This window comes from Mycobacterium neumannii (assembly GCF_048452905.1).
Classification (GTDB): Bacteria; Actinomycetota; Actinomycetes; order Mycobacteriales; family Mycobacteriaceae; genus Mycobacterium; species Mycobacterium neumannii_B.
On the sequence record NZ_JBCGVF010000002.1, the window covers coordinates 228,256 to 251,912 of the forward strand.

Sequence of the window (23,657 nt, forward strand, 5' to 3'; positions counted from 1 at the left end):
CGTCGGTCGGCGTCATCACTGCTGTGCCTTACCCAGCGTGACCTGGACCGACTTCGGCTTGCCCGACGGGTCGAGATACGACAGCGTGACCTTGTCCCCAGGGGCCCTGGACCGGATGGCGGCGACTAGCGCATCGGCGCTGCTGATCACCCGGTCGTCGACCTTGGTGACCACGACCCCGCTGGGCAGCCCCGCCGCGGCAGCAGCTCCACCGTCGGTCACCTCGACGATCCGAGCGCCGTCGATGGACGCGTCGTTACCGACCTGCACGCCCAGCGAGGCGTGCGCCGCGGTGCCGTTCTTGATCAATTCGTCGGCGATCCTCTTGGCCTGGTCCACCGGGATCGCGAAGCCGAGGCCGATCGAACCGCTCTGCGCTTGAGGCCCGGCGTCGGCGCCCAGTGTGGCGATGGCGGAGTTGACGCCGATCAGCTCACCGTTCATGTTGACCAGCGCGCCACCGGAGTTGCCGGGGTTGATCGCCGCATCGGTCTGGATCGCGTCCAGGACGGTGTTCTGATTCCGAGCGTCACCGCTGGCGGCGACCGGACGGTTCATTGCGCTGATGATCCCGGTCGTGACGGTGCCCTCGAGGCCGAGCGGTGAACCGACGGCGACCACGTCCTGACCCACCTGCAGGTTGGCCGACGAACCGATGGTGATGGGAGTGAGGTCGGAGACGCCCTGAGCCTTCACCACGGCGATGTCGCTACTCGGATCGGTGCCGATGACGGTGAACGGGGCGCTGCGACCGTTGGAGAAGGTCACCTTGGTCTGGGCCCCGCCCGGGCCCGCCGAGGGGGCACTGGGACCACCGGGACCGCCCTGGGCCGCCGACACCACATGGTTGTTCGTCAGGATCAATCCGTCGGTGGACAGGATGATGCCCGAGCCCTCTTCGGATGCCCGCCCCATGTCCGTCTCGAGCTTGACGACGCTCGGAACCACCTTCGCCGCGACTTGCTCCACCGAACCCACCGGCAGGCTGGCAGCGGGCACGCTGGGCGCCGCGCCGCCGATCGACGACGATGCCGAGGGCCGCTCAGGCTGTGCCAGCAGCGCCACCCCGCCGCCGATGCCGGCCGACACGACCGCCACGGCGAGCGCTCCCGCCGTCAATGCCCCTGCGCGAGAACGCTTTTGCGGCGGCTGACCTGGCAGCGGCTGAGCCGCCCCGCGGTAGGGATCGTAAGGCGAACGGAACTGCTGCTGGGTCGGATGCTGGTGAGCCACCTGCTGCTGCGTCGCGTAACGCCAGTCGTAGGGCTGCTGCTGGTACGGGCCGGGGCGCTGGGCGCCACCAGGGTAGCCGGGCGCCCCGTGCTCAGCGCCCATCGGCCGGCGACCGGGCGGCGGGGGCGGCGAATACCTCGGGTGGTTCGTCATGTCGCTCGGGCTCTTCCTTTTCCGTCGTTCTTGCCATGTTCCGAACAAATGGACAACGTTTGACTCAGGTCAACAGTGCCCCGCCGGGCTGAGAATCCACTTAGAGAACATTCGGTTGATACCCAAACTCCGTTCCCCCATTCCCGCCGCTGTCAATCATCGTTGACATCGGTCCCCGCGCCGGGCTACTCGGCAGGGGCGTGTCGGGGAACGACCCACTCGGCGGCGTGATCATGCGCGGGCCGCCCCGGCAGTACAACGTGCATCGATGTACCGGGTGGTTGCCCGCCTGCAACGGTGTCGTCGATCCGCAGCGAACCGCCGTGTTTAAGCACGACCTGCTTCACAATCGCCAATCCGAGGCCCGAGCCCGACATCGACCGGGCCGTTGTGGACCGGTAGAACCGCTCGAACACGAGCGGACGCTCCTGGGGAGGAATGCCGGGGCCGTAGTCGGAGACCACCAACTCGGCGTTCATCGCGTCGATCTGCATCAGCCGGACCGTCACCAGGCCGCCGGGAGGGCTCCATTTCGCGGCATTGTCGAGCAGATTGAGCACGGCGCGCGCCAAGCCGGCCGAGTCGCCGTAGACCAGCCACGGTGTAGTCGTCGCCTCGAACTCGATGTCGTTGCGGCGGCGGCGAACTCGTTCCAGCGACCGGTCCACGATCTCGGCGACATCAACCGTCTCGTGCACGGTGACACCCGCGTCGTCGCGCGTCAGATCCACCAGATCACCAACCAGCGTGGACAATTCCTCGATCTGGGCGATCACGTCGGCCCGCAGTTCGGCCATCTCGTCCTCCGGCAACCGCGGCGCGCCGGGTGCCATCGACGCCATCAACAGTTCGACGTTCGTGCGCAATGATGTCAGCGGGGTGCGCAGCTCATGGCCCGCATCGGTCACGAGTCGGGCCTGGCGTTCGCGCGACTCGGCCAGCGCGCGCAACATCATGTTGAACGCCTCGGTGAGACGGGCGAGTTCGTCGCTGCCGAACACCGGTATAGGCCGCAGGTCATCGGTGCGCGCCACGCGCTCGGCGGCCTGGGTCAACCGCGCCACAGGACGCAGGCCCGCACGCGCGACGGCGCCACCCGCGATCGCGGCCACCGCAACCCCGATTCCGCCAACGATGATCAGCACCGTGCTCAACCGTCGCAGCAGCGCGGTGGTGGGGACCATGCTCTTGGAGATCAACAGCGAGCTGTCGTTCGACAGATGCATCGCGAGCACCCGCTGATGATCGACGGTGCGCAGCGACATGATCAGATCCCCTCGCAGAACGGCCTTTTCGGGCTCACCCAGCGGCAACGTCTGACCCTGTTGATTGGCCGTGAAGATCGCTCGGCCGGGGATCACCAGCATCGCGTTGACGTCCGAGTACGCGGTGCCCTCGATGGCCTTACTCGGATCGGCTTGCAGCGAGCCGCTTTCCATGAGCAACCGCGCCCGGTTGCGCAGTTGGTTGTCGACGTCGTCGTACAACGCGCGCGACACCACCGCCCAGACCGCCACCGTGGTCAGGACAACGACCATCGCCACCATCGACATCGCCAGCAGCATCACGCGCCACCGCAGCGACACCGAACTGGTTCTCGACGGCGGTCGAGGCGATTCGGATTGGGGCACAGCCCCGTAACTCGGAACGGACATCAGGGAGGTGTTTCGCGCAGCACATAACCCACCCCACGCACGGTGTGGATCAGTCGCGGCTCTCCTTCGGCTTCGGTCTTGCGGCGCAGGTAACCGACGTACACCTCGAGGGCGTTACCGGACGTCGGAAAGTCGAAGCCCCAGACCTCTTCGAGGATGCGACTGCGCGTCAGCACCCGGCGCGGATTGGCGATCAGCATCTCGAGAAGCGCGAATTCGGTGCGGGTCAGACTGATCTGGCGTTGACCCCTGGCCACCTCGCGGGTGACAGGATCGAGCGTCAGATCGGAGAAGGTCATCGCCGCCGACTCCACGCCGTCGTCGGGACCCGTGCGGCGCAACAACGCCCGCATCCGCGCCAACAACTCTTCGAGCGCGAACGGCTTGGGCAGGTAGTCGTCGGCTCCCGCGTCGAGACCGGCCACCCGCTCGGAGACCGAGTCGCGCGCCGTCAGCACAAGGATTGGCAGGTCGTCACCAGTGCTGCGGAGCTGACGGCACACCTCGAGGCCGTCCAGGCGCGGCATCATCACATCGAGCACCAGGGCATCGGGCCGATCGCTGGCGATTCGTTCCAGCGCTTCGAGGCCGTCCCCGGCCAGTTCTACTGAGTATCCGTTGAACGAAAGCGAACGGCGCAGCGACTCGCGCACCGCGCGATCGTCGTCGACGACAAGTATGCGCACAGCCACAGTGTCAACCCCCTGTCTGAGAGTGACCTGAGAGGCGCGCCGGACCCGGTGCGTCCGACGCCGCGCTAGCGGCGGTCGAGGTCGATCAGGCCGAGGCGGGCGGCCTTGAGCAGCCGCCGCGGCACCTTGTGCTGCTGACCGGCGACGTTGACGCCCACGAGTTCCGTGCGCTTGGCCTTCCACTGCGCGCGCCGGCTACGGGTGTTCGCGCGCGACATCCTGCGCTTGGGCACAGCCATGGTCGAGATCTCCTCTTGAAGGGGTAAGTCTGGCGCCGCGCGCGCGGTGAGGCGCCGGCAAGTGTCTTTCAGGATAGCCAACGACCTGCGTAGCCTCCAAAACAGCGGAAAGTCGATGGCCCGAACCTTGACGCGGTACCGCTGGTCATCGTTAACCTACCGGTTGGTTGGCAGCGGCCGCGACGAAGGGAGCCCGCGTGATCTCTGCACGTGGTCCGGTCCGGATCGGCAACTGTTCGGGGTTCTACGGCGACCGGCTCGCGGCCATGCGCGAAATGCTCACCGGCGGCGATCTCGACTACCTGACCGGCGATTATCTCGCCGAGCTGACGATGCTGATCCTGGCGCGCGACCGCGCCAAGTCGGCCGACCGCGGCTATGCCAAGACGTTTGTCACCCAACTCGAGGAGTGCCTCGGCCTGGCGCTCGACCGGGGTGTGCGCATCGTCACCAACGCCGGCGGGCTCAACCCCGCCGGGCTCGCCGACGCGGTGCGGGCGCTCGCGGACCGGTTGGGATTGACGGTCAACGTGGCACACGTCGAGGGTGACGACCTGCTCGGGCGCGCGGACGAGTTCGGCTTCGGCTCGGTCCTGGCGGCCAACTCGGTTCTGGCAGCCAATGCTTACCTGGGCGCCTGGGGCATCGCCGAGTGCCTCGACTCCGGTGCCGACGTGGTGGTGACAGGGCGGGTGACCGACGCATCGCTGACCGTCGGGCCGGCCGCCGCGCACCACGGCTGGGGTCGCACCGACTACGACCGGCTCGCCGGCGCGGTCGCGGCCGGCCATGTCATCGAATGCGGTGCCCAGGCCACCGGCGGCAACTACGCGTTCTTCGCCCGCGACTTTCCCGATCTGGGCGCTTTGACCCGGCCGGGGTTTCCGCTCGCCGAGATCCACTCGGACGGTTCATCAATCATCACCAAACACCCGGGCACCGACGGTGCGGTCACCGTCGACACCGTCACGGCGCAACTGCTGTACGAGATCGGCGGGGCGCGCTACGCCAATCCCGACGCGACGCTGCGCGTCGACAGCATCGAGCTGTCCGGCGACGGACCGGACCGGGTGCGGATCTCCGGTGTGCGCGGTGAGCCGCCGCCGCCCACGCTGAAGGTCTCGCTCAACAGCATCGGCGGATTCCGCAACGAGATGACGCTCGTCCTGACGGGCCTCGACATCGAGGCCAAGGCGGAATTGGTGCGGCGCCAACTCGAGGCGGCCCTGACGGTCAAACCGGCCCAGCTCGAGTGGACCCTGGCGCGCACCGACCACCTCGACGCCGACACAGAAGAGGCCGCCAGCGCCCTGTTGCGCTGCGTGGTCCGCGACCCCGACCCCGAAAATGTGGGCCGTCAATTCTCCTCCGCGGCAGTCGAACTCGCGTTGGCGAGCTATCCCGGCTTCCACGCCACCAGCCCGCCCTCTCAGGGGCAGGTCTACGGCGTGTTCAAGCCGGCCTACGTCCCGGCCACCGAAGTGCCCCACGTCGCCGTGCACGCCGACGGTTCTCGTGTCGAGATTGCGCCCGCGGGCGAAACTCTGGATCTGGCGCACGTGCCGCCGGCCGCCCGCTGCGAACCGATTCCATTCGGCGAGACGAGACGCGCACCGCTCGGCCTCATCGCGGGCGCCCGCAGCGGGGACAAGGGCGGCAGCGCGAACATCGGCGTATGGGTGAGGACCGACCGGCAGTGGCGATGGCTCTCGCACATGCTGACCATCGACAAGTTGCGCGAACTCCTGCCCGAGACAGCTGATCTGCCGGTCTCGCGCTACGTGCTGCCCAATCTCCGCGCGGTCAACTTCGTCATCGAAGACATCCTCGGCGAGGGTGTCGCCTACCAGGCCCGGTTCGATCCGCAGGCGAAGGGGCTCGGCGAATGGCTGCGCAGCAGGGTCGTCGACATCCCTGTCGAATTGGGTGAAGCCACTTTAGAGGAGTTGATGCCGTGAGCATGTGGCACACCCCCGAACGCGAACAACTCCGCAAGACCGTGCGGGCATTCGCCGAACGCGAGGTGCTCCCCCACGTCGACGAGTGGGAACGCGACGGCGAGCTGCCCCGCGGCCTGCACCTCAAGGCCGGCGAGACCGGCCTGTTGGGCGCGGCTTTCCCCGAGGGTGTCGGCGGGGGCGGCGGCGACGGGGTCGACGCCGTGGTGATCTGCGAGGAGATGCACTACGCCGGCTCGCCCGGCGGGGTGTTCGCCTCGCTGTTCACCTCGGGGATTGCGGTGCCGCACATGATCGCTTCGGGCGACGAGCAGTTGATCGACACCTATGTGCGGCCCACTCTGCGCGGTGAGAAGATCGGCAGCCTCGCGATCACCGAACCGGGCGGCGGCTCGGACGTCGGGCACCTGACCACCCGCGCAGATCGCGACGGCGAGGACTACATCATCAACGGCGCCAAGACGTACATCACGTCGGGTGTGCGCGCCGACTACGTCGTGACCGCGGTGCGTACCGGCGGGCCTGGCGCGGCTGGAATCTCGTTGCTCGTGGTGGACAAGGAGACACCGGGGTTTGTCGTCACTCGCAAGCTCGACAAGATGGGCTGGCGCTCCTCGGATACCGCAGAACTGTCCTACACCGATGTTCGGGTCCCCGCCGCCAACCTCGTCGGCGCAAAGAACTCGGGCTTCCTGCAAATCGCGGCGGCGTTCGTCTCCGAACGGGTCGGACTCGCCGCGCAGGCCTACGCCGGCGCGCAACGCTGCCTCGACCTGACCGTCGAGTGGTGCCGCAACCGGGAAACCTTCGGCCGCCCGCTGATCTCACGACAGCAAGTCCAGAACACACTGGCCGAGATGGCGCGGCGGATCGACGTGGCACGGGTGTACACCCGACACGTTGTCGAACGGCAGATCCATGGTGAGACCAACCTGATCGCCGAAGTGTGCTTCGCCAAGAACACCGCAGTCGAGGCCGGCGAATGGGTGGCCAACCAGGCCGTCCAGCTCTTCGGCGGCATGGGCTACATGGCCGAATCCGAGGTCGAACGTCAGTACCGCGACATGCGGATCCTCGGGATCGGCGGCGGCACAACCGAAATACTCACCTCCCTGGCCGCCAAGACGTTGGGATTCCAGTCGTGACCGCTCTTCGCTCCACGCTCGACGCCGCGTCGCCCACGTTCGGTGAGGCGGCGGCCGCGATGACCGCCAAGATCGCCGAGCTCGACACCGAACACGCCAAAGCGCTGGCCGGCGGAGGCGAGAAGTACGTGCAGCGGCACCACGACCGCGGCAAGCTGACCGCCCGCGAGCGCATCGAGCTGCTGATCGACCCCGACTCACCGTTTCTGGAGCTGAGCCCGCTCGCCGCGTGGGGCACCGACTTCACCGTCGGTGCCAGCGTGGTGACCGGCATCGGTGCGGTCGAGGGCGTCGAATGCCTGCTCGTCGCAAACGATCCCACCGTCAAGGGCGGCACCAGCAACCCGTGGACGTTGAAGAAGATCCTGCGCGCCAACCAGATTGCGTTGCAGAACCGGCTGCCGCTGATCTCCCTCGTGGAGTCCGGCGGGGCGGACCTGCCGACGCAGAAGGAGATCTTCATCCCCGGCGGGCAGATGTTCCGCGACCTGACCAGGTTGTCCGCAGCCGGCATTCCGACCATCGCTCTGGTGTTCGGCAACTCGACCGCAGGCGGCGCCTACATTCCCGGCATGTCCGACCACGTCGTGATGATCAAGGAGCGGTCCAAGGTGTTCCTGGCCGGTCCGCCGTTGGTGAAGATGGCCACCGGCGAAGAAGCCGACGACGAGTCTCTGGGTGGAGCCGAGATGCACGCCCGCACATCGGGCCTGGCCGACTACTTCGCGCTCGACGAGGCCGATGCCATCCGCATCGGACGCCGCATCGTCGCCCGGCTGAACTGGCACAAGCGAGGCCCGAAGCCCGTACCGGCCGTCGAACCTCTCTATGACGCCGAAGAACTGGTCGGCATCGTCCCCGCGGATCTGCGCATCCCGTTCGATCCGCGCGACGTGATCGCGCGCGTCGTCGACGGGTCGGAATTCGACGAGTTCAAACCGATGTACGGCTCGTCTCTGGTGACGGGGTGGGCGAGGCTCTACGGTCACCCGATCGGCATACTGGCCAACGCGCGCGGCGTCCTGTTCAGCGAGGAGTCGCAGAAGGCCACCCAGTTCATCCAGCTGGCGAACCGCTCGAACACCCCACTGTTGTTCCTGCACAACACGACCGGGTATATGGTCGGCCGCAAGTACGAGGAAGGCGGCATGATCAAACACGGCTCGATGATGATCAACGCCGTTTCGAACTCGACCGTGCCCCACATCTCGCTGCTGATCGGAGCCTCGTACGGCGCGGGTCACTACGGAATGTGCGGCCGCGCGTACGACCCGCGGTTCCTGTTCGCCTGGCCCAGCGCCAAATCCGCGGTGATGGGCGGAACACAGCTGGCGGGAGTGCTGTCGATAGTCAGCCGCGCAGCCGCCGAGGCTCGTGGTCAGGCCGTGGACGAGGACGCCGATGCCGCGCTGCGGGCCGCGGTGGAGGCGCAGATCGACGCCGAGTCGCTTCCGATGTTCCTGTCGGGAAGACTCTACGACGACGGGGTGATCGATCCCCGCGATACCCGCACCGTCCTCGGAATATGCCTGTCCGCCATTGCCAACGGCCCGATCGAGGGGACGTCGAACTTCGGCGTCTTCCGGATGTGAGCGCGATGTCCTCTTCCCCCGAAACTGAACATATGCGCGATTTCTCCCGCATTTCTCGATCACATCTTCAGACTCGGCGCGGGAGACGCATATGATCACTCGAGTTCTGGTCGCCAACCGCGGTGAGATCGCCCGTCGGGTGTTCGCGACATGCAGGAGGCTCGGCATCGGCACGGTCGCCGTCTACACCGACCCCGACGAGCACTCCCCGCATGTCGGCGAAGCCGACGCGCGGGTACGCCTGAGCGGCCGCACCGGATACCTCGACGCCGATCAGCTGATCGCCGCGGCTCGTGCGGCGGGCGCCGACGCCGTACATCCGGGATACGGATTCTTATCGGAGAACGCCGAGTTCGCACGCGCCGTTGGCGATGCGGGTCTGACGTGGATCGGGCCGCCTCCCGCGGCGGTCGCCGCGATGGGCAGCAAGATCGAGGCGAAAAAGATGATGGCGGCCGCGGGCGTCCCTGTACTCGACGAGCTGGACCCCGACGCCGTGACCTCCGGCCAATTGCCCGTCTTGATCAAAGCCTCGGCGGGCGGCGGCGGCCGCGGAATGCGCGTCGTGCGTGAGCTGTCGGAATTGCCGGGCCAAGTCGAAGCCGCCCGTAGGGAGGCGGCATCCGCTTTCGGCGACCCGACGGTGTTCTGCGAGCGCTACCTGGCCAGCGGGCACCATGTCGAGGTTCAGGTGCTCGCCGACGAACACGGCACCGTCTGGGCGGTCGGCGAACGCGAATGCTCGATCCAGCGACGCCATCAGAAGATCATCGAAGAGGCGCCCTCGCCGCTCGTCGAGCGCACACCGGGTATGCGCGCCAAGCTCTTCGATTCCGCGCGGCTGGCCGCGACCGCGATCGGCTACACCGGAGCGGGCACTGTGGAGTTCATGGCCGACGCGTCCGGCGACTTCTACTTCCTTGAGATGAACACCCGGCTCCAGGTCGAACACCCAGTGACCGAAGAGACCACCGGCCTGGATCTGGTTGCGCTGCAACTGCTTGTCGCCGACGGGGACAGGCTCGACGCCGAGCCGCCGCCATCACGGGGCCACGCCATCGAGGCCCGTCTCTACGCCGAGGATCCGGCGAAAGGCTGGCAGCCGCAGGCAGGCACCGTGCACCGGTTCGAGGTCCCCACCCACGTCCGGGTGGATTCCGGGGTCGTCGACGGTTCGGTGGTGTCGATCTTCTATGACCCGATGTTGGCCAAGGTGATCTCTTTTGCGCCCCACCGTCGCCAGGCGGCCATTGTTCTCGCCGATGCGCTGTCGCGCAGTCGCATTCACGGGGTGCGCACCAACCGCGATCTGCTGGTCAACGTGCTGCGCCATCCGGCGTTCCTCGACGGTGCCACCGACACCGCGTTCTTCGACACCCACGGACTGGGGGCATTGTCGGCACCGCTCACCGACGACCGCACGGGCGCGTTATCAGCCCTGGCCGCCGCCCTGGCCGATGCGGCCGAAAACCGCAGCGCTGCGACGGCATTCGCGGCCGCCCCCAGCGGTTGGCGCAATCTGGCGTCGGGCTACCAGATCAAGCGGTACGCGGACACCGGCGGCACCGAGCACGACGTCCGGTACCGGTTCACCCGTTCGGGTCTCGAGTTGCCCGACCACAACGACGTGTCGCTCCTTTCGGCATCACCGACGCGGATCGTGTTGACCGTGGCGGGCGTGGACCGACCGTTCGAGGTGGCACGCTACGGCCAGGACGTATTCGTCGACTCACCCTCGGGCCCGGTTCATCTCACCACCAGACCGCGGTTCGGGGACCCCGACGACGCCCTCGCACACGGCTCGTTGTTGGCGCCGATGCCCGGTTCGGTGCTGCGCGTCGGCGCCGTGGCCGGCGACACCGTCACCGCAGGCCAACCGCTGGTGTGGTTGGAAGCCATGAAGATGGAGCACACCGTCACCGCACCCAGCGACGGCGTGCTCGCCGAACTCAACGTCGAACCCGGTCAACAAGTCGATGTCGGCTTCGTCATCGCCCGAGTCGTCGCCCGATCCGAAGGAGAACAGTGAGCAGTTTCGTCGAGACCGAAGAGCAGCAGGCGTTACGCAAGTCGGTCGCCGCGATGGCCGCGAACTTCGGCCAGGACTACTACCTGGAGAAGGCGCGCGCCGACGAACACACCGACGAGTTATGGTCGGAGGCAGGCAAACTCGGTTTCATCGGGGTGAACCTGCCCGAAGAGTACGGTGGCGGTGGCGCAGGCATGTATGAGCTGTCGATCGTGATGGAGGAGATGTCAGCGGCAGGCTGCCCGCTGTTGCTGATGGTCGTTTCGCCGGCGATCAACGGCACCATCATCGCCAAGTTCGGCACCGACGACCAGAAGAAGCGCTGGCTGCCCGGCATCGCCGACGGGTCCATCACGATGGCGTTCGCGATCACCGAACCCGATGCGGGCTCCAACAGCCACCGCATCACGACCACCGCGCGCCGCGACGGTGACGACTGGATCCTGTCGGGGCAGAAGGTGTACATCTCCGGTGTCGATCAAGCGCAGGCCGTGCTCGTCGTCGGCCGCACCGAAGACCACAAAACCGGGAACCTGAAACCAGCGTTGTTCATCGTTCCGACCGACACAAAAGGGTTGAGCGCGACGAAGATCGAGATGGAACTGGTCAGCCCGGAGAACCAGTTCCAGCTCTTCCTCGACGAGGTTCGGCTGCCCGCCGACGCGTTGGTCGGCTCCGAGGACGCCGCGATCGCGCAGCTGTTCGCCGGTTTGAACCCCGAGCGGATCATGGGCGCCGCGAGCGCGGTCGGCATGGGCCGGTTCGCGATCAACAAAGCCGTCGACTACGTCAAGACCCGTCAGGTCTGGAAGACACCGATCGGCGCGCACCAGGGGCTGTCACACCCGTTGGCGCAGAACCATATCGAGATCGAACTGGCGAAGCTCATGATGCAGAAGGCGGCGTCGCTGTACGACGCGGGAGACGACGTCGCCGCCGCCGAGGCGGCGAACATGGCCAAGTACGCCGCAGGTGAGGCCTCGGTGCGCGCGGTCGATCAAGCGGTGCAGTCGATGGGCGGCAACGGGCTGACCAAGGAGTACGGCATCGCCGCCGCCGTCACGGCGTCAAAGCTCGCCCGCATCGCGCCGGTCAGCCGGGAGATGATCCTCAACTTCGTCGCGCAGACCTCGCTCGGACTGCCCCGGTCCTACTGATGGACACGCTCGTCAGGTACGCAGTCGACGGGCCGGTCGCTCGGCTGACGCTCGACTCGCCCGCCAATCGCAACGCATTGTCCACCGCACTGGTCGAACAGCTGCACCAGGCCTTCACCGACGCGGTCACCGATCCCGACGTGCGCGTCGTCGTGCTCGGCCACACCGGCGGAACGTTCTGCGCGGGAGCCGATCTGAGCGAGGCAGCTGGCCGCGACCCGAGCGACCTGGCCGTCGACCGCGCCCGCGAGATGACCCGGCTGCTGCGCCGCATCCTCGAGCTGCCGGTCCCGGTGGTCGGCGCCATCGACGGGCATGTCCGCGCCGGCGGCCTGGGCCTGGTGGGCGCATGTGACATCGTGGTGGCCGGTCGCCAAAGCACGTTCGCGCTGACCGAGGCTCGCATCGGTGTCGCGCCGTCAATCATCTCGCTCACCCTGCTGCCCAGGATGACCAGCCGCGCGGCGAGCCGCTACTTCGTCACAGGAGAGAAATTCCACGCCGCGGAGGCGGCCGAGATGGGACTGATCACGATCGCATCCGACGATGTGGATGCCAACATCACCGACCTGACCTCCGCGATCGGCAAGGCGTCACCGCAGGGGTTGGCGACCTCGAAGGCGTTGGTCACAGCGCCCATCCTGGAATCCTTCGACCGTCGCGCCGAAGAGCTCACCGCGCAGAGCGCCCAGTTGTTCGTCTCCGAGGAGGCCCGCGAAGGCATGCTCGCTTTCCTCGAGAAGCGCCAGCCACGGTGGATCAGCTCCGCCGAGTCCTAGGGCACCGCTGACTGTTCGGACGGCGGCGGTCGCGGCTGATCTGACAAGCGGTTGTCGCGCTTGGCTTTCCATCGCGTCGGCAGGCGCTCGATCGCCACGCCCGGAACGAACGCCAGATACAGCACGAACATCGCGACGCTGAAGAACGCGACGTTCAGGTTGACCATGATCGTCAAGTGCATCACCACGCCCGCCGCCAGCACCCAGTACCGCCAGCGCCTGCTCCAGACGAGGATCGCCAGCGCCAGTTCCATCAACAGAGTGCCCCACGCGATGAGGTTCACCAGAATCGCGTTGGCGGCCAACCACTCAGGAGCAGGCAACAGCGCCCACCGGCCGTCGGTCCCCCATGCGTAGAAGACCGCTGAGCCCTCCACCCAGCTCTTGTTCGCCAGCTTCGCCTGGACGGTCGCCAGGTAGATGATCGACAGCTGGATTTGCAGCAGCCGGACCGGCCATACCGCCCTGGTCTGCGCAGACCAGAACGCACCGACGAGCCGTCGCTGGTCCAACGACAACGCCGCACCGCACGACGAAAGCGCCAGAACCAGGGCGGTGACCGTGAGAATGGACTCCCCGGCGTTGAAGTAATGCTCACCGCGTCGCAGGAACGACTGCAGCAGAACGAAAACGAGGACCGCCGCTACGCGGCTGTGCCAACCGACCGTCATCGCGATCGCGGCCACCAGCAGCACCACCCACCCGGCGAGCAGGGCGTTGTCGCCCGGCCATATCTGGAAGACGCTCCATTGGAAGTTCACCCGGGGATGCTCGGGCTCCACGCCTTGACTTCCGAAGACGCCGAGAAGATCGGGGATCAGCGTCAGGCACCAGGTGACGATGACGAGGCCGAACCCGATCCGCACGAGACCCAGCGGGTAGGCGGGCTGAGCGGTGAAGAAGAAGCCGTTCCAGCGGTCGGCGGCGGAACCCCATGCCGACCGGACCCGATCCCCCGCGGTCATCGCGCGCCCGCCAGATCCTCTTGGTAGAGGACTTTCGAGGCGACGGGGCGCCGGGTCTCGGCCGACTCCTCACCCGGCGCTGTCAACGTCTCGGTGCGCAGCAGCATCGTGACGCCGACGGCCTCGTCGTTCGGCCGACTCACCTCGCGGACCACCCAGTGGGCCAGCTGCCGCCGGAAGTCGGCGTCCAAAAGCGCGGCATATCTGAGCAGCAGCCAACGGTCCCACCACCCGACGCCGCTGGCGCCGGGCTCGAAGGTCCACACCCGGGTCTGACCATCGGCGAAGCGCACCTGCACCTCGACGGTGTCTTGGCGCCTGCTCGGGTTGGCATACATCGCCCAACTCTGGTCGAGCGCGGCTGGCACCGCGATCGGCTCGACGACGGGCAGCAGCTCACGCTTGATCGGCGAGTCGGGCAGGTTGCACACGACTCCGACGAACACGAAGACCACGATGGCCACGCTGATGACCACCCTGCCCAGCCGTGAGCTCTCGAACCGCTGTTGCAGAGTGTGAAAGCCGCCAAGCGGAGGCCTACGGTCCTGCTGCTCCTGCTGGTCTGGCGTCACCGGTTCTCGCCTCTCGTCGGGAACACCCTAATTCACCGTGCGATTCTCGCCGTGGCACCGCGTCAGCGCAGAACTCGGCGTTCCCGAAGGGCTTGACCAGGGGCATAGTGTGAGGGCTGATGTCACGTACGGTTCTCGTCACCGGGGCAACGGGCACACTTGGCCACCGCGTGGTACCGGAGGCGATCGACGCGGGCCACGATGTTCGGGCGCTGAGCCGCAAAAGCCATGTGGGATACACCGGCGTGCACTGGGCTCGGGCCGACCTGCTGACGGGTACGGGCCTGGACGCGGCGGTCGACGGTATCGAGGTCGTGGTCAACTGCGCGACGCAACCGATCGGCGACAAGGACGTCACAGCGATGCGCAACCTCGTCACATCGGCCCGCCGGGCCGGCGTTGCGCACATCGTGCACGTGTCGATCGCCGGCATCGACCGCATTCCGCTGCCGTACTACCGCACGAAGCTGCGCGCCGAACAGGTCCTCGAAGCGTCCGGGGTGGGCCACACCGTGCTGCGGGCGACACAGTTCCACGACCTGATCCGCGCGATCTTCGCGCTGCAGCGGTACTCCCCCGTGATGTGCGCGTTTCGCGGGGTGCGGTTTCAGCCGATCGACACCGCCGACGTCGCGGCTCGGCTGGTGGAACTGGTCGGCACCGAACCGGCGCGTCGGGCACCGGACGTCGGTGGGCCCGAGGTGCACACCCACACGGAGTTGGCGCGCATGTATCTCGAAGCCACGGCGAGCCGGCGCCGGACCCTTGCGGTGCCCGTGCCTGGACGAATCGGAAAGGAATTGCGGTCGGGCGCCAACCTGGTTCCGCAGAACCGGATGGGCGCTCTCGGGTTCGCCGAATTTCTTGCAGCCGGGAATTAAGTTCGCCCATCTAGATTCTTCGCCCTCGCGAGTCAGGGCACAGTTTGGCCTACTTGCTTGCATGTGCCACGGTTCGTCGTACGCTCGTATCCGATGAGCAATCCAGCGTCGCGGAGCGGTCCGATGCGTGCTGCTGACACCGATCGAATTCAGGTGGCACAGCTGCTCACTGATGCCGCCGCCCAGGGCCGACTTCAACTCAACGAGTACGAGGACCGCCTGACCAGGGCATATGCCGCGCAGACGTACGACGAGCTGGACCGTTTGTCGGCTGACCTGCCCGGCGCGATCACCCGGGGGCGCAGCGGCGGCCCGTGCCGGCCTGCGCCGTCGACGATGCTGCTGGCCATCATGAGCGGCTTCGAGCGCCGCGGTCGCTGGAACGTGCCGAGGCGGATGACCACGTTCGCCCTCTTCGGCGGCGGCGTGGTGGATTTGCGGTACGCCGACTTCACCTCACCGGAGGTGGAGATCCACTCCTACTCGATCTTCGGTGGCCAGACGATCCTGGTGCCGCCGGAGGTCAACGTCGACCTGCGTGGCGTCGGCGTGATGGGCACCTTCGACCGGTCCGTGGAGGGTGAGGGCTCACCCGGCGCGCCGTGCGTGTGCATCCGCGGCTTCTCCCTGTGGGGCCGAGTCGGCGTAAAGCGTAAGAAGCGCAAGGCCGCCTGATCCCACCGGCGCTCAGCGTCGTCGGCGAGACCTCAGATAGTCGCCGACGACCGCGGCGCCCAGCCCGTCGAGGTCGGGCACCACCACGCGGCCCTCCACCCGCCGCGCCACCTGGTCGATGAACCGGGCCAGCCCCGGATCGTTGCCCAGCCGGAAGATCGTCACCTGCGCGCCGAGCGCGGCCACCTCGTCGAAGCCCTTGACCGTGTGGGCGATCGTCCTCGGATGCGGCGGGTAGTCGAAGAACACAGCAGAAGAGCGGTCGTCGTTCGCACCGCGCTCCAGGTGTGCGGTCGGCTCCCCGTCGGTGACGACGAGCACCACCGGCTGGGCGTTGGAGTGACGACGTAGATGGCGCGCGGCCAACGAGAGCGCATGGTGCAGGTTGGTGCCCTGCTCGTACACGCCCTCCAGGCCGGTGAGCTCGGCGGCCGTCACGGTTCGGGCATAGCGTCCGAACGCGATGATCTGTAACGCGTCCGACCGGAACCGCGTGCTGACGAGATGGTTGAGCGCCAGCGCGGTGCGCTTCATCGGCAGCCATCGGTTCTCCATCACCATGGAGAACGACGTGTCGACCAGCAGCGCCACCGCCGCCTGGGTGCGCGTCTCGGTTTCGGAGATCTCGACGTCCTCGACCGTGATCTGAATGGGTGCGCTCGGGCTCCGTTCCGGATTCCCGGCTTGCCGCAGCACCGCGTTTGTGAGTGTGCGCGTCACATTCCACGGCTCGGTGTCGCCGAAAGCCCACGGCCGGGTCGCGCCCGTCAGCTCGCCGGCCGCGCCCGCCCTGCGGGTGTCTCGCTCACCGTGCCTACCCGAAAGCTGTTGCGCCACATCGCGCAGTGCCGTCTGCCCGAGCTGGCGCATCGCCTTGGGCGACAGCCGCCACTGGCCATCGGACCCGCGGTCCAGGAACCCTTGGTCCATCAGCGCCCGTTCCAGCTCAGCCAGCGTGCGCGCATCGACGGCGGCGTCCTCACCCAGCTGGCGGGCCAACATGTCGAGGTCGACGTCCTCCATCGTGGCGCCGGCATAACTCTGCGACAGCGCCTCGGCCAACTGCTCGAGTTCGGCGATGTCGGCCATCGCCTGAGCGCCCTCACCCATGCCGAGCGGGTTGTCCCCGGAGAAGTTCGACGAACCGCCCCAGTCCTCCCCGGGCCGGGCCGCCTGCAGATGGGAGTCGAGGCGGTTCAGCGCGTTCATCAGCGACGGGGAACCGAATGCCTGTTGCGCCAACGCATCCAGCTCCGCGCGCTGCTCGGCGCTCAGGCTGTTGCGGAAGCGCTGGGCGGCCGCCGCACGTTGGGCCAGCGAATCCAACAGTTCGTCGACGTTGCGCGGGTTCTCAGGGAAGAACTCGCCGTGCTTGTTCATGAAGTCGTCGAAGTCTTTTTGGGAGTCCTCGCCTTTGGCGTGCTTGTCCAGCAACTCGTTGAGGTCGTCGAGCATCTCGTTGACCCGCTGCCGGTCTTCGTCGGTGGCGTTCTCCAGCGCCTGCTTCATACCCGCGAACCGCTGGTCGAGCATCTCGCGGCCGAGCAGATCCTTGATCTGCTCGTACTTCTCGCGCCCCTCGGGGCTTCGCCATTCGTAGTCCGACAGCTCCTGGACGGCCTTGGCGGGCGACGGCGGCAGCGACTCGATGCGCATCTCGTTGAACCGCGCGTCGTCGTCGAGGGCACGCGCCAGTTCCTTGCGCTCGGCGAGGACCGCCTCGTCGAGGAGCTTTTTGACCTCGGCCAGGGTGCCGTCGAGGTTGTTGCGCGCCAACAACTCCCGGCGACGACGGTTGGCTTCGGCGGCGAGTTTGTCGGCGCCGCGCATGTTCTTGGTGCCGCGCCGCAACATCTCCGACAGCGCCCGCCGCGGCGAACTGCCCTCCATCACGTCCTGGCCGATCTGCTCGAGTGCCTCGCGCAGATCGATCGGGGGCGCCAGCGGGTCGGGCCCGCCGGTGTATCGCGAATACCGCGAACTCTTGCTCACCGGCCGCACTCCTCAACGCAGCTCGTCCCTCGCTGCTTGATCGTCGTACGGCGACGTCTAGCCATAGGTCGTTTCGCCCTCGTCCGACACCTTGTCTATCCGCTTGGCCAGATACAGCGCCTCGAGTGCCAGCTCCACCGCGGCCGCTCGCTGCCCGTCGGACTTCGCGTCGAGCCGCTTCTGGATCTCAGCGATCGCGGGCACCTCCGGCACCGCGGCCAGCACCTCGCGCGCCGAGACCCGCTCACCAGTGGTGACGGCCGAGCCGTTCTCGATCGCGACCACCAGCGGTCCGACGTCGATGCCACCGAGCAGCCGCTGCGCGGTGTCCGCGGTGGCCCGCCGCAGCAGGTGCTCGAGCACCGCCTGCTCGCGACCCTCCTCGCCGGACTCGAACTCGAGCTTGCCGCGCAGCACGTCGACGACCGAGCCCAGGTCGACCACGCGGGCCACCGGCTCCTGTTCCCCCAGCACCGCCGACCGGTGACGCGCGGCCGCGGCGACGGTCTCGGCCGCGGCGATCGCGAAGCGCGCGGAAACCCCTGAGCGCTGGTCGATCGACCGCGACTCGCGCAGATAACGGGCGAACCGTGCCAAGACCTGGATCAGGTACTCGGGCACCTCGGCGGCCAGGTGCGCCTCTTGGGTGATGACGCCGACCTCCGCGTCGAGCTCCAGCGGGTAGTGCGTGCGGATCTCGGCGCCGAACCGGTCCTTGAGCGGGGTGATGATCCGGCCGCGGTTGGTGTAGTCCTCCGGGTTGGCGCTGGCGACCACGAGGACGTCGAGCGGCAACCGCAACGTGTACCCGCGAACCTGGATGTCGCGCTCCTCCATCACGTTGAGCATCGACACCTGGATGCGCTCGGCGAGGTCGGGCAGCTCGTTGATCGCGACGATGCCCCGGTGCGCCCTCGGGATCAACCCGAATGCGATGGTCTCCGGATCGCCGAGGCTGCGGCCCTCCGCGACCTTGATCGGGTCGATGTCGCCGACCAGGTCGGCCACGCTGGTGTCGGGGGTGGCCAGCTTCTCGGTGTAGCGCTCGCTGCGGTGCCGCCACGCGATCGGCAGGTCGTCGCCCGAGTCCGCCGCGCGCCGGATGGACTCGGGGGTGATCGGGTCGTACGGATGCTCGCCCAGCTCCGACCCGGCGATCACCGGGGTCCATTCGTCGAGCAGACCCGTCAGCGCGCGCAGCAGCCGGGTCTTGCCCTGACCGCGTTCGCCGAGAAGCACCACGTCGTGGCCTGCGATCAGCGCCCGCTCGAGCTGCGGAATGACGGTGTCCTCGAAGCCGAGGATGCCCGGCCACGCGTCGCGTCCCTGCGCCAGAGCGGCCAGCAGGTTGTCCCGGATTTCTTGCTTGACGCCCCGCTCGCGATGGCCGGAGGCCCTCAGCTCGCCGACGGTGCGGGGTAGATCTTGGGGTTGAGTCACCACTCCAAGCTACGACTTGTCTCGCGAGCGTGCGGGTTTCCCATGCCTGCGAGGCTCGCATCCGCCCAATTCGGTACGCTCGCCGCGTCGACTCAGCCCGCAGACGGCGGCAGAAGTTGGAACCCGTCGAGGATCGTCTGGCTGTCCCGCTGATACGTCGGGTCCTCGGGGACCAGCGTCTGGACGGTCACGCTGACAGCGAAAGTCCGTCCTTCGGTGCGCATCACCGCGCCGAGGGCGACGGCCGGATGCGGGGCGACGTTGCCCATCACCGGCATCTGGTAGTCGAACATCCTGGCGGGCAGCCCGCACACCGTGCCCTCGGTCTCGCGAACGTCCGTGGCGCCGATGCCCGACTCGAGCGCGTCACGCATGTTGGTGAAAATCAGGCCCGCATCCTGCACACCGGGCGCGCTTTCGAGCGTCACCACGACGTTCGGCGTGAACCCCTGCGCGGTCAGGTCATCGTTGCGCATGGCGAAGCGGATCAGTTCCGAATCCATCATCGTGGTCCGCTCCCACCCCGGCGGCGTCGGAATCCTCATCACCGGCTCGTTGTCGTTCTTGGCCGGGATCGTCGTCAATGGGTCGTCGACGGCCTCGCATTGCGACGAGCCGAGTCCGCCGGGATCGGCCGCCGCCGACAGGTCCTCACCCGCGACAGCGCGTGCGTCGTCGACGGTCCGCGTGCAGGAGACCAGCACAAAGATCGCCAGCAGCAGGGCGGCGGCGTTGCGCGACGCAGTGAACATGCTGTGCAACATAGCCACCTCCCGCCGTCTTCGGCCCAGATCAACCAGACATCAGTGCGCGAAGTGACGTGCACCGGTGAGGTAGAGCGAGATACCCGCTCTGGCAGCGGCTTCGGTGACCTGCTCGTCGCGCACGGAACCGCCCGGGTGGACGATCGCCTTGACGCCGCCTTCGGTCAGCACCTCCAGCCCGTCGGGGAACGGGAAGAACGCGTCGGAGGCGGCGACCGCGCCGCGTACCCGGTCGCCGGCCCGCTGCACCGCGAGGCGGGCCGCATCGACTCGGTTCACCTGACCCATGCCGACGCCGACGGTGGCGCCGTCCGCAGCGACGACGATCGCGTTCGACTTGACCGCCCGGCACACCCGCCACGCGAACATCAGGTCCGCCAATGTCGCGGGATCGGCGGGCTCGCCGGTGGCCAGGGTCCAAGTGAGCGGGTCGTCGCCGCCAGCGGTGAACTCGTCGCGCTGCTGTACCAGCAAGCCACCGCTGACCTGGCGGAACTCGGTGCCCCCCGGCTGCGGTTCGGAGGCCACCAACACCCGGATGTTCTTCTTACGGGTGAGCACGTCCACCGCGCCTGCTTCGTAAGCGGGCGCGATGATCACCTCGGTGAAGATGTCGGCCACGGTCTCGGCCATCTCGACCGACACCGCGGTGTTGGCCGCGATCACACCGCCGAACGCCGACAGCGGATCGCATTCGTGAGCTTTGCGGTGTGCGTCGGCCACCGACTGCGACGAGATCGCGATACCGCACGGGTTGGCGTGTTTGATGATCGCCACGCAGATCTCGGGGTGGTCGAAGGCGGCCCGCCAGGCAGCGTCGGCGTCGGTGTAGTTGTTGTAGGACATCTCCTTGCCGTGCAACTGCTCGGCCTGCGCCAGGCCCGGCCACCCGGCGTCGTCGCGGTAGAGCGCGGCCTGCTGATGGGGGTTCTCGCCGTAACGCAGCACGGCGCTGCGCCGCCACGTGCCGCCCACCCACGCGGGCAGCTTCTGAGCCGGCTCCTCCGGCGCGAGCACGGCACCCATCCAGGAGGCGACGGCGACGTCATATTCGGCCGTGTGCCGAAATGCCAGAGACGCCAGAATTTTTCGTTCGGCCAGCGTGAACCCGCCGGAGCGCACCGCGGCGAGCACACCGTCGTAGCCCAGCGGGTCGACAACCACCGCGACGCTGGGGTGGTTCTTCGCGGCGGCCCGAACCATCGACGGGCCGCCGATGTCGATCTGCTCGACGCATTCGTCGATGCTCGCGCCGGAGGCCACGGTCTCGGCGAAGGGGTAGAGGTTGACCACGACGAGTTCGAAGGCCTCGACACCGAGATCGGCCAGGGCCGAGACGTGTTCGGGCTTGCGCTGGTCGGCGAGCAGTCCGGCGTGCACACGCGGATGCAGGGTCTTGACCCGCCCGTCGAGCACCTCGGGGAAGCCGGTGACCTCTTCCACGGGTGTCACCGGAACATCTGCGGCGGCAATGGTTTTCGCGGTCGACCCGGTGGACACGATGCTGACCCCGGCTTCGTGCAACCCGCGGGCCAGCTCGGCGAGGCCGGTCTTGTCGTAGACGCTGATCAGCGCCCGCCTGATCGGCCGCTTGCCCTCGGTCATCCCAATGTCGCCTTTCGTCCCGTCCAGGTCACACCGCGGACAGCCACCGCGGCCAGTATCTCGGCCAGAAGTCGCCGTTCGACGACCTTGATCCGTTCGTGCAGTGTCGCCTCGTCGTCGTCGTCGAGGATGGGCACCGCCTCCTGCGCCAACACCGGGCCCGTGTCGGTTCCCGCGTCGACCAGATGCACGCTGCAGCCGGTCACCTTGACGCCGTAGGCAAGCGCATCGGCCACCGCGTGCGCGCCGGGAAAGGCGGGCAGCAGCGCCGGATGTGTGTTGATGATGTGGCCCATGAACCGCGAGAGAAAATGCGGCCCAAGGATTTTCATGAACCCAGCGGAGACGATCAGGTCGGGCTCGTATGCGGCGGTGGCTTCGGTGAGCGCGGCGTCCCACGCCGTCCGGTCCGGGTAGTCGCGCAGTCGCACGGTGAAGGACGGAACCGAGGCGGCCGCCGCGATGTCGACGGCAGCGCAGTCGCGGTCCACACCGACGGCGACGATCGATGCGGGGTATTCGCCCGCGGTGGCGTCCAGCAGCGACTGCAGCAGCGACCCGGTCCCCGACGCCAGCACGACGACCCGCGCAGGAACCTTCGGCGGTACGCGGAGGGGTTGCTGCACGCCTGGCAGCCTAATGGGTGCCGGGCGGACCGTCGTCGTCCGCCATGAAGTGCTCTTCGGGGTCCTCGACGATGTCGCTCGCGGTGTCGTTCGGCAGGTCCGCGGGGGTCTCGGCCTGGTCGGCGGCTCCGGTGCCCGCCGGATCTGCAGGTTCGGCTTCGAGGGCCTCGTCGCCGACGACCTCGGGCCCGGGTTCCGGTTCGGCGTCGTCGGATTCCGGCTCGGGTTCGGGCTCGGCGGCTACATCAGCCCCCACGTCCGGGTCCGGGTCGACGTCGGGGCCTGCGTCGACCACCGCCTTGGGCGCTCGCGGCCTGCGGGCCACGCCGCCGGCCATCACCACCGTCAACGCGCCGATGCCGGCGAACCACAGGAACACCGCGGGCCCGAAGGTCGTCTGGTCGACGCCGACGTCGCCGAAGTTGCCCAGCCGCCCACCACCGGCATAGCCGAGCAGCGCCATGGTGAGTGCGGCCAGCGCCGACGCGACGAGCAGTTTGCCCATCGCCGGGCCCAGCGGAAGCGGGCGTCGCGCGCACTGCTGCCCGACCGCCACCGCCGAGGCCGCCGCGACGATGAGCAACGCCACCCATACCGGGCCCAGCGGCGGCGAGGGGACCGCGGCCAGCACCGGAAGCGCCGGAATGTCGCCGCCGAAGACGGTGAAGGAGCTGAAGGTGGCGAGCCCGACGTGCGCGCTCGACCCGACCGCCACCGCGGCCGTTCCGACCAGCACGTTCGGGATGTAGAGCGCCGACAGCACGGTCAGGCTGAACTGTCCGAACATCGAGTCGGTGATCGAGTAGAGCTCGTCCATCGTCGACCAGTGCACAACCAGCGAACCCGCCATCACCACACCCGACAGGCCGACGAGCGCCAGCACACCCGCGACCGCGGCGCGGACCGCGTCCGGCAGCCAGGCGGGCAGCGAAGCACGGCCCGAGGTCGGGGCCATCAGCCGCGCGCCGATGCGGGACCCGACGCCGACCACCGCACCGATCGCATGTACGGCCAGCACGCCGCCGAAGGCGCGCAACGCGTGCGGGGTCTGCAGTTCGGTGAGCACCGAAGCCGCGTCGTGGACGACCGCCAACGCGATCGCTGCGATCAGCAGCGGGCCGCCCAATGCCGAGGCCACAACCCAACGCGTCACGAACCACGAGGCGTTCGGACTGGTCGCCGCCGCGGTCGTGCGCGCCGTGCCCCACACCATCGCCAGCGCGGGCATCAGCGGCAACACCCCGAGCTCGGCGCCGCCGATGGACACCGGCACCAGGTGCACGCCGAGCCACATGCTCGCGGTCGCGCCGAGGGCGCCGGTCATGTCGCTGTTGGCGATCAGCAGTTGCAGCAACACGATCGCCGCGATGACGACAAGCGCCACCAACGACGGCCCGAACGCGACCCGAAGCAGCTCACGCGCCTGGCGTGCGCCGACTGGCCGTTGATCCACTGGTTGAGCCGCTCCTCAGTCAGGCTGCCGTGCGGCGGTGACGCACGCGCGG

At 67.9% G+C, this 23,657-nt stretch carries 20 protein-coding genes; 8 read left to right on the forward strand and 12 right to left on the reverse strand.

Annotated features, from left to right (window positions below; genetic code table 11):
- Positions 1 to 15: 15 nt before the first annotated feature.
- The 4 genes from AAHH99_RS05755 to rpmF all read right to left on the reverse strand — a co-directional run bounded on the left by AAHH99_RS05755 (position 16) and on the right by rpmF (position 3,972).
- Positions 16 to 1,386 carry a trypsin-like peptidase domain-containing protein gene (locus AAHH99_RS05755; RefSeq protein ID WP_418767804.1) on the reverse strand — a complete coding sequence of 457 codons (1,371 nt, stop codon included), beginning with the start codon at positions 1,384 to 1,386 and terminating at the stop codon, positions 16 to 18.
- 185 nt (positions 1,387 to 1,571) lie between these two features.
- Entirely contained in the window at positions 1,572 to 3,041 is a 1,470-nt protein-coding gene (locus AAHH99_RS05760; protein ID WP_418767805.1) for an ATP-binding protein, read from the reverse strand.
- On the reverse strand, positions 3,041 to 3,727 hold the full coding sequence (locus tag AAHH99_RS05765; protein ID WP_418767806.1) for a response regulator transcription factor: 687 nt from the start codon (positions 3,725 to 3,727) through the stop codon (positions 3,041 to 3,043). Before AAHH99_RS05765 ends, AAHH99_RS05760 begins: the two co-directional genes overlap by 1 nt.
- 71 nt (positions 3,728 to 3,798) lie before the next feature.
- The gene (rpmF, locus tag AAHH99_RS05770; protein WP_064350598.1) at positions 3,799 to 3,972 is read right to left on the reverse strand and encodes a 50S ribosomal protein L32; all 174 of its coding nucleotides are present in this window, start codon (positions 3,970 to 3,972) and stop codon (positions 3,799 to 3,801) included.
- Positions 3,973 to 4,172: 200 nt separating this feature from the next.
- Here rpmF and AAHH99_RS05775 point away from each other — a divergent pair, with 200 nt between their 5' ends.
- The 6 genes from AAHH99_RS05775 to AAHH99_RS05800 all read left to right on the forward strand — a co-directional run bounded on the left by AAHH99_RS05775 (position 4,173) and on the right by AAHH99_RS05800 (position 12,632).
- Complete coding sequence (locus AAHH99_RS05775) at positions 4,173 to 5,930, forward strand: acyclic terpene utilization AtuA family protein (protein ID WP_418767879.1); 1,758 nt, start codon at positions 4,173 to 4,175, stop codon at positions 5,928 to 5,930.
- Positions 5,927 to 7,075, forward strand: a complete 1,149-nt coding sequence (locus AAHH99_RS05780; RefSeq protein ID WP_418767807.1) for an acyl-CoA dehydrogenase family protein — start codon at positions 5,927 to 5,929, stop codon at positions 7,073 to 7,075. The genes AAHH99_RS05775 and AAHH99_RS05780 overlap by 4 nt, the downstream gene beginning before the upstream one ends.
- Positions 7,072 to 8,667, forward strand: a complete 1,596-nt coding sequence (locus AAHH99_RS05785) for an acyl-CoA carboxylase subunit beta (RefSeq protein WP_418767808.1) — start codon at positions 7,072 to 7,074, stop codon at positions 8,665 to 8,667. Before AAHH99_RS05780 ends, AAHH99_RS05785 begins: the two co-directional genes overlap by 4 nt.
- 91 nt (positions 8,668 to 8,758) lie before the next feature.
- Entirely contained in the window at positions 8,759 to 10,696 is a 1,938-nt protein-coding gene (locus AAHH99_RS05790) for an acetyl/propionyl/methylcrotonyl-CoA carboxylase subunit alpha (RefSeq protein WP_418767809.1), read from the forward strand.
- The gene (locus AAHH99_RS05795) at positions 10,678 to 11,853 is read left to right on the forward strand and encodes an acyl-CoA dehydrogenase family protein (RefSeq protein WP_418767880.1); all 1,176 of its coding nucleotides are present in this window, start codon (positions 10,678 to 10,680) and stop codon (positions 11,851 to 11,853) included. The genes AAHH99_RS05790 and AAHH99_RS05795 overlap by 19 nt, the downstream gene beginning before the upstream one ends.
- Entirely contained in the window at positions 11,853 to 12,632 is a 780-nt protein-coding gene (locus tag AAHH99_RS05800) for an enoyl-CoA hydratase family protein (RefSeq protein WP_418767810.1), read from the forward strand. Before AAHH99_RS05795 ends, AAHH99_RS05800 begins: the two co-directional genes overlap by 1 nt.
- Here AAHH99_RS05800 and AAHH99_RS05805 read toward each other — a convergent pair.
- Both AAHH99_RS05805 and AAHH99_RS05810 read right to left on the reverse strand, forming a co-directional pair.
- Positions 12,629 to 13,597 (reverse strand): HTTM domain-containing protein, encoded by a 969-nt coding sequence (locus AAHH99_RS05805; protein ID WP_418767811.1) that lies wholly within the window; start codon positions 13,595 to 13,597, stop codon positions 12,629 to 12,631. The two genes, AAHH99_RS05800 and AAHH99_RS05805, sit on opposite strands and share 4 nt — an antisense overlap.
- A complete protein-coding gene (locus AAHH99_RS05810; protein ID WP_418767812.1) occupies positions 13,594 to 14,169 on the reverse strand; it encodes a hypothetical protein in 576 nt (191 codons plus the stop codon). The genes AAHH99_RS05805 and AAHH99_RS05810 overlap by 4 nt, the downstream gene beginning before the upstream one ends.
- A 119-nt stretch (positions 14,170 to 14,288) precedes the next feature.
- Here AAHH99_RS05810 and AAHH99_RS05815 point away from each other — a divergent pair, with 119 nt between their 5' ends.
- Complete coding sequence (locus AAHH99_RS05815) at positions 14,289 to 15,050, forward strand: SDR family oxidoreductase (protein ID WP_418767813.1); 762 nt, start codon at positions 14,289 to 14,291, stop codon at positions 15,048 to 15,050.
- A 93-nt stretch (positions 15,051 to 15,143) separates the two neighbouring features.
- A complete protein-coding gene (locus AAHH99_RS05820; protein WP_064399507.1) occupies positions 15,144 to 15,725 on the forward strand; it encodes a DUF1707 SHOCT-like domain-containing protein in 582 nt (193 codons plus the stop codon).
- Between the two features lie 12 nt (positions 15,726 to 15,737).
- On the opposite strand, the gene AAHH99_RS05825 is transcribed toward AAHH99_RS05820, so the two are convergent.
- From AAHH99_RS05825 to AAHH99_RS05850, 6 genes are all read right to left on the reverse strand, one after another.
- The gene (locus AAHH99_RS05825) at positions 15,738 to 17,726 is read right to left on the reverse strand and encodes a VWA domain-containing protein (protein WP_418767814.1); all 1,989 of its coding nucleotides are present in this window, start codon (positions 17,724 to 17,726) and stop codon (positions 15,738 to 15,740) included.
- A 48-nt stretch (positions 17,727 to 17,774) separates the two neighbouring features.
- On the reverse strand, positions 17,775 to 19,157 hold the full coding sequence (locus AAHH99_RS05830; protein WP_418767815.1) for a sigma 54-interacting transcriptional regulator: 1,383 nt from the start codon (positions 19,155 to 19,157) through the stop codon (positions 17,775 to 17,777).
- 92 nt (positions 19,158 to 19,249) lie between these two features.
- A complete protein-coding gene (locus AAHH99_RS05835) occupies positions 19,250 to 19,909 on the reverse strand; it encodes a hypothetical protein (protein ID WP_418767816.1) in 660 nt (219 codons plus the stop codon).
- A 51-nt stretch (positions 19,910 to 19,960) separates the two neighbouring features.
- Positions 19,961 to 21,526 carry a bifunctional phosphoribosylaminoimidazolecarboxamide formyltransferase/IMP cyclohydrolase gene (purH, locus tag AAHH99_RS05840; RefSeq protein WP_418767817.1) on the reverse strand — a complete coding sequence of 522 codons (1,566 nt, stop codon included), beginning with the start codon at positions 21,524 to 21,526 and terminating at the stop codon, positions 19,961 to 19,963.
- The gene (gene purN / locus AAHH99_RS05845; RefSeq protein WP_418767818.1) at positions 21,523 to 22,152 is read right to left on the reverse strand and encodes a phosphoribosylglycinamide formyltransferase; all 630 of its coding nucleotides are present in this window, start codon (positions 22,150 to 22,152) and stop codon (positions 21,523 to 21,525) included. The genes purH and purN overlap by 4 nt, the downstream gene beginning before the upstream one ends.
- 10 nt (positions 22,153 to 22,162) lie before the next feature.
- The gene (locus AAHH99_RS05850) at positions 22,163 to 23,605 is read right to left on the reverse strand and encodes a DUF6350 family protein (protein ID WP_418767819.1); all 1,443 of its coding nucleotides are present in this window, start codon (positions 23,603 to 23,605) and stop codon (positions 22,163 to 22,165) included.
- Positions 23,606 to 23,657: the final 52 nt, after the last annotated feature.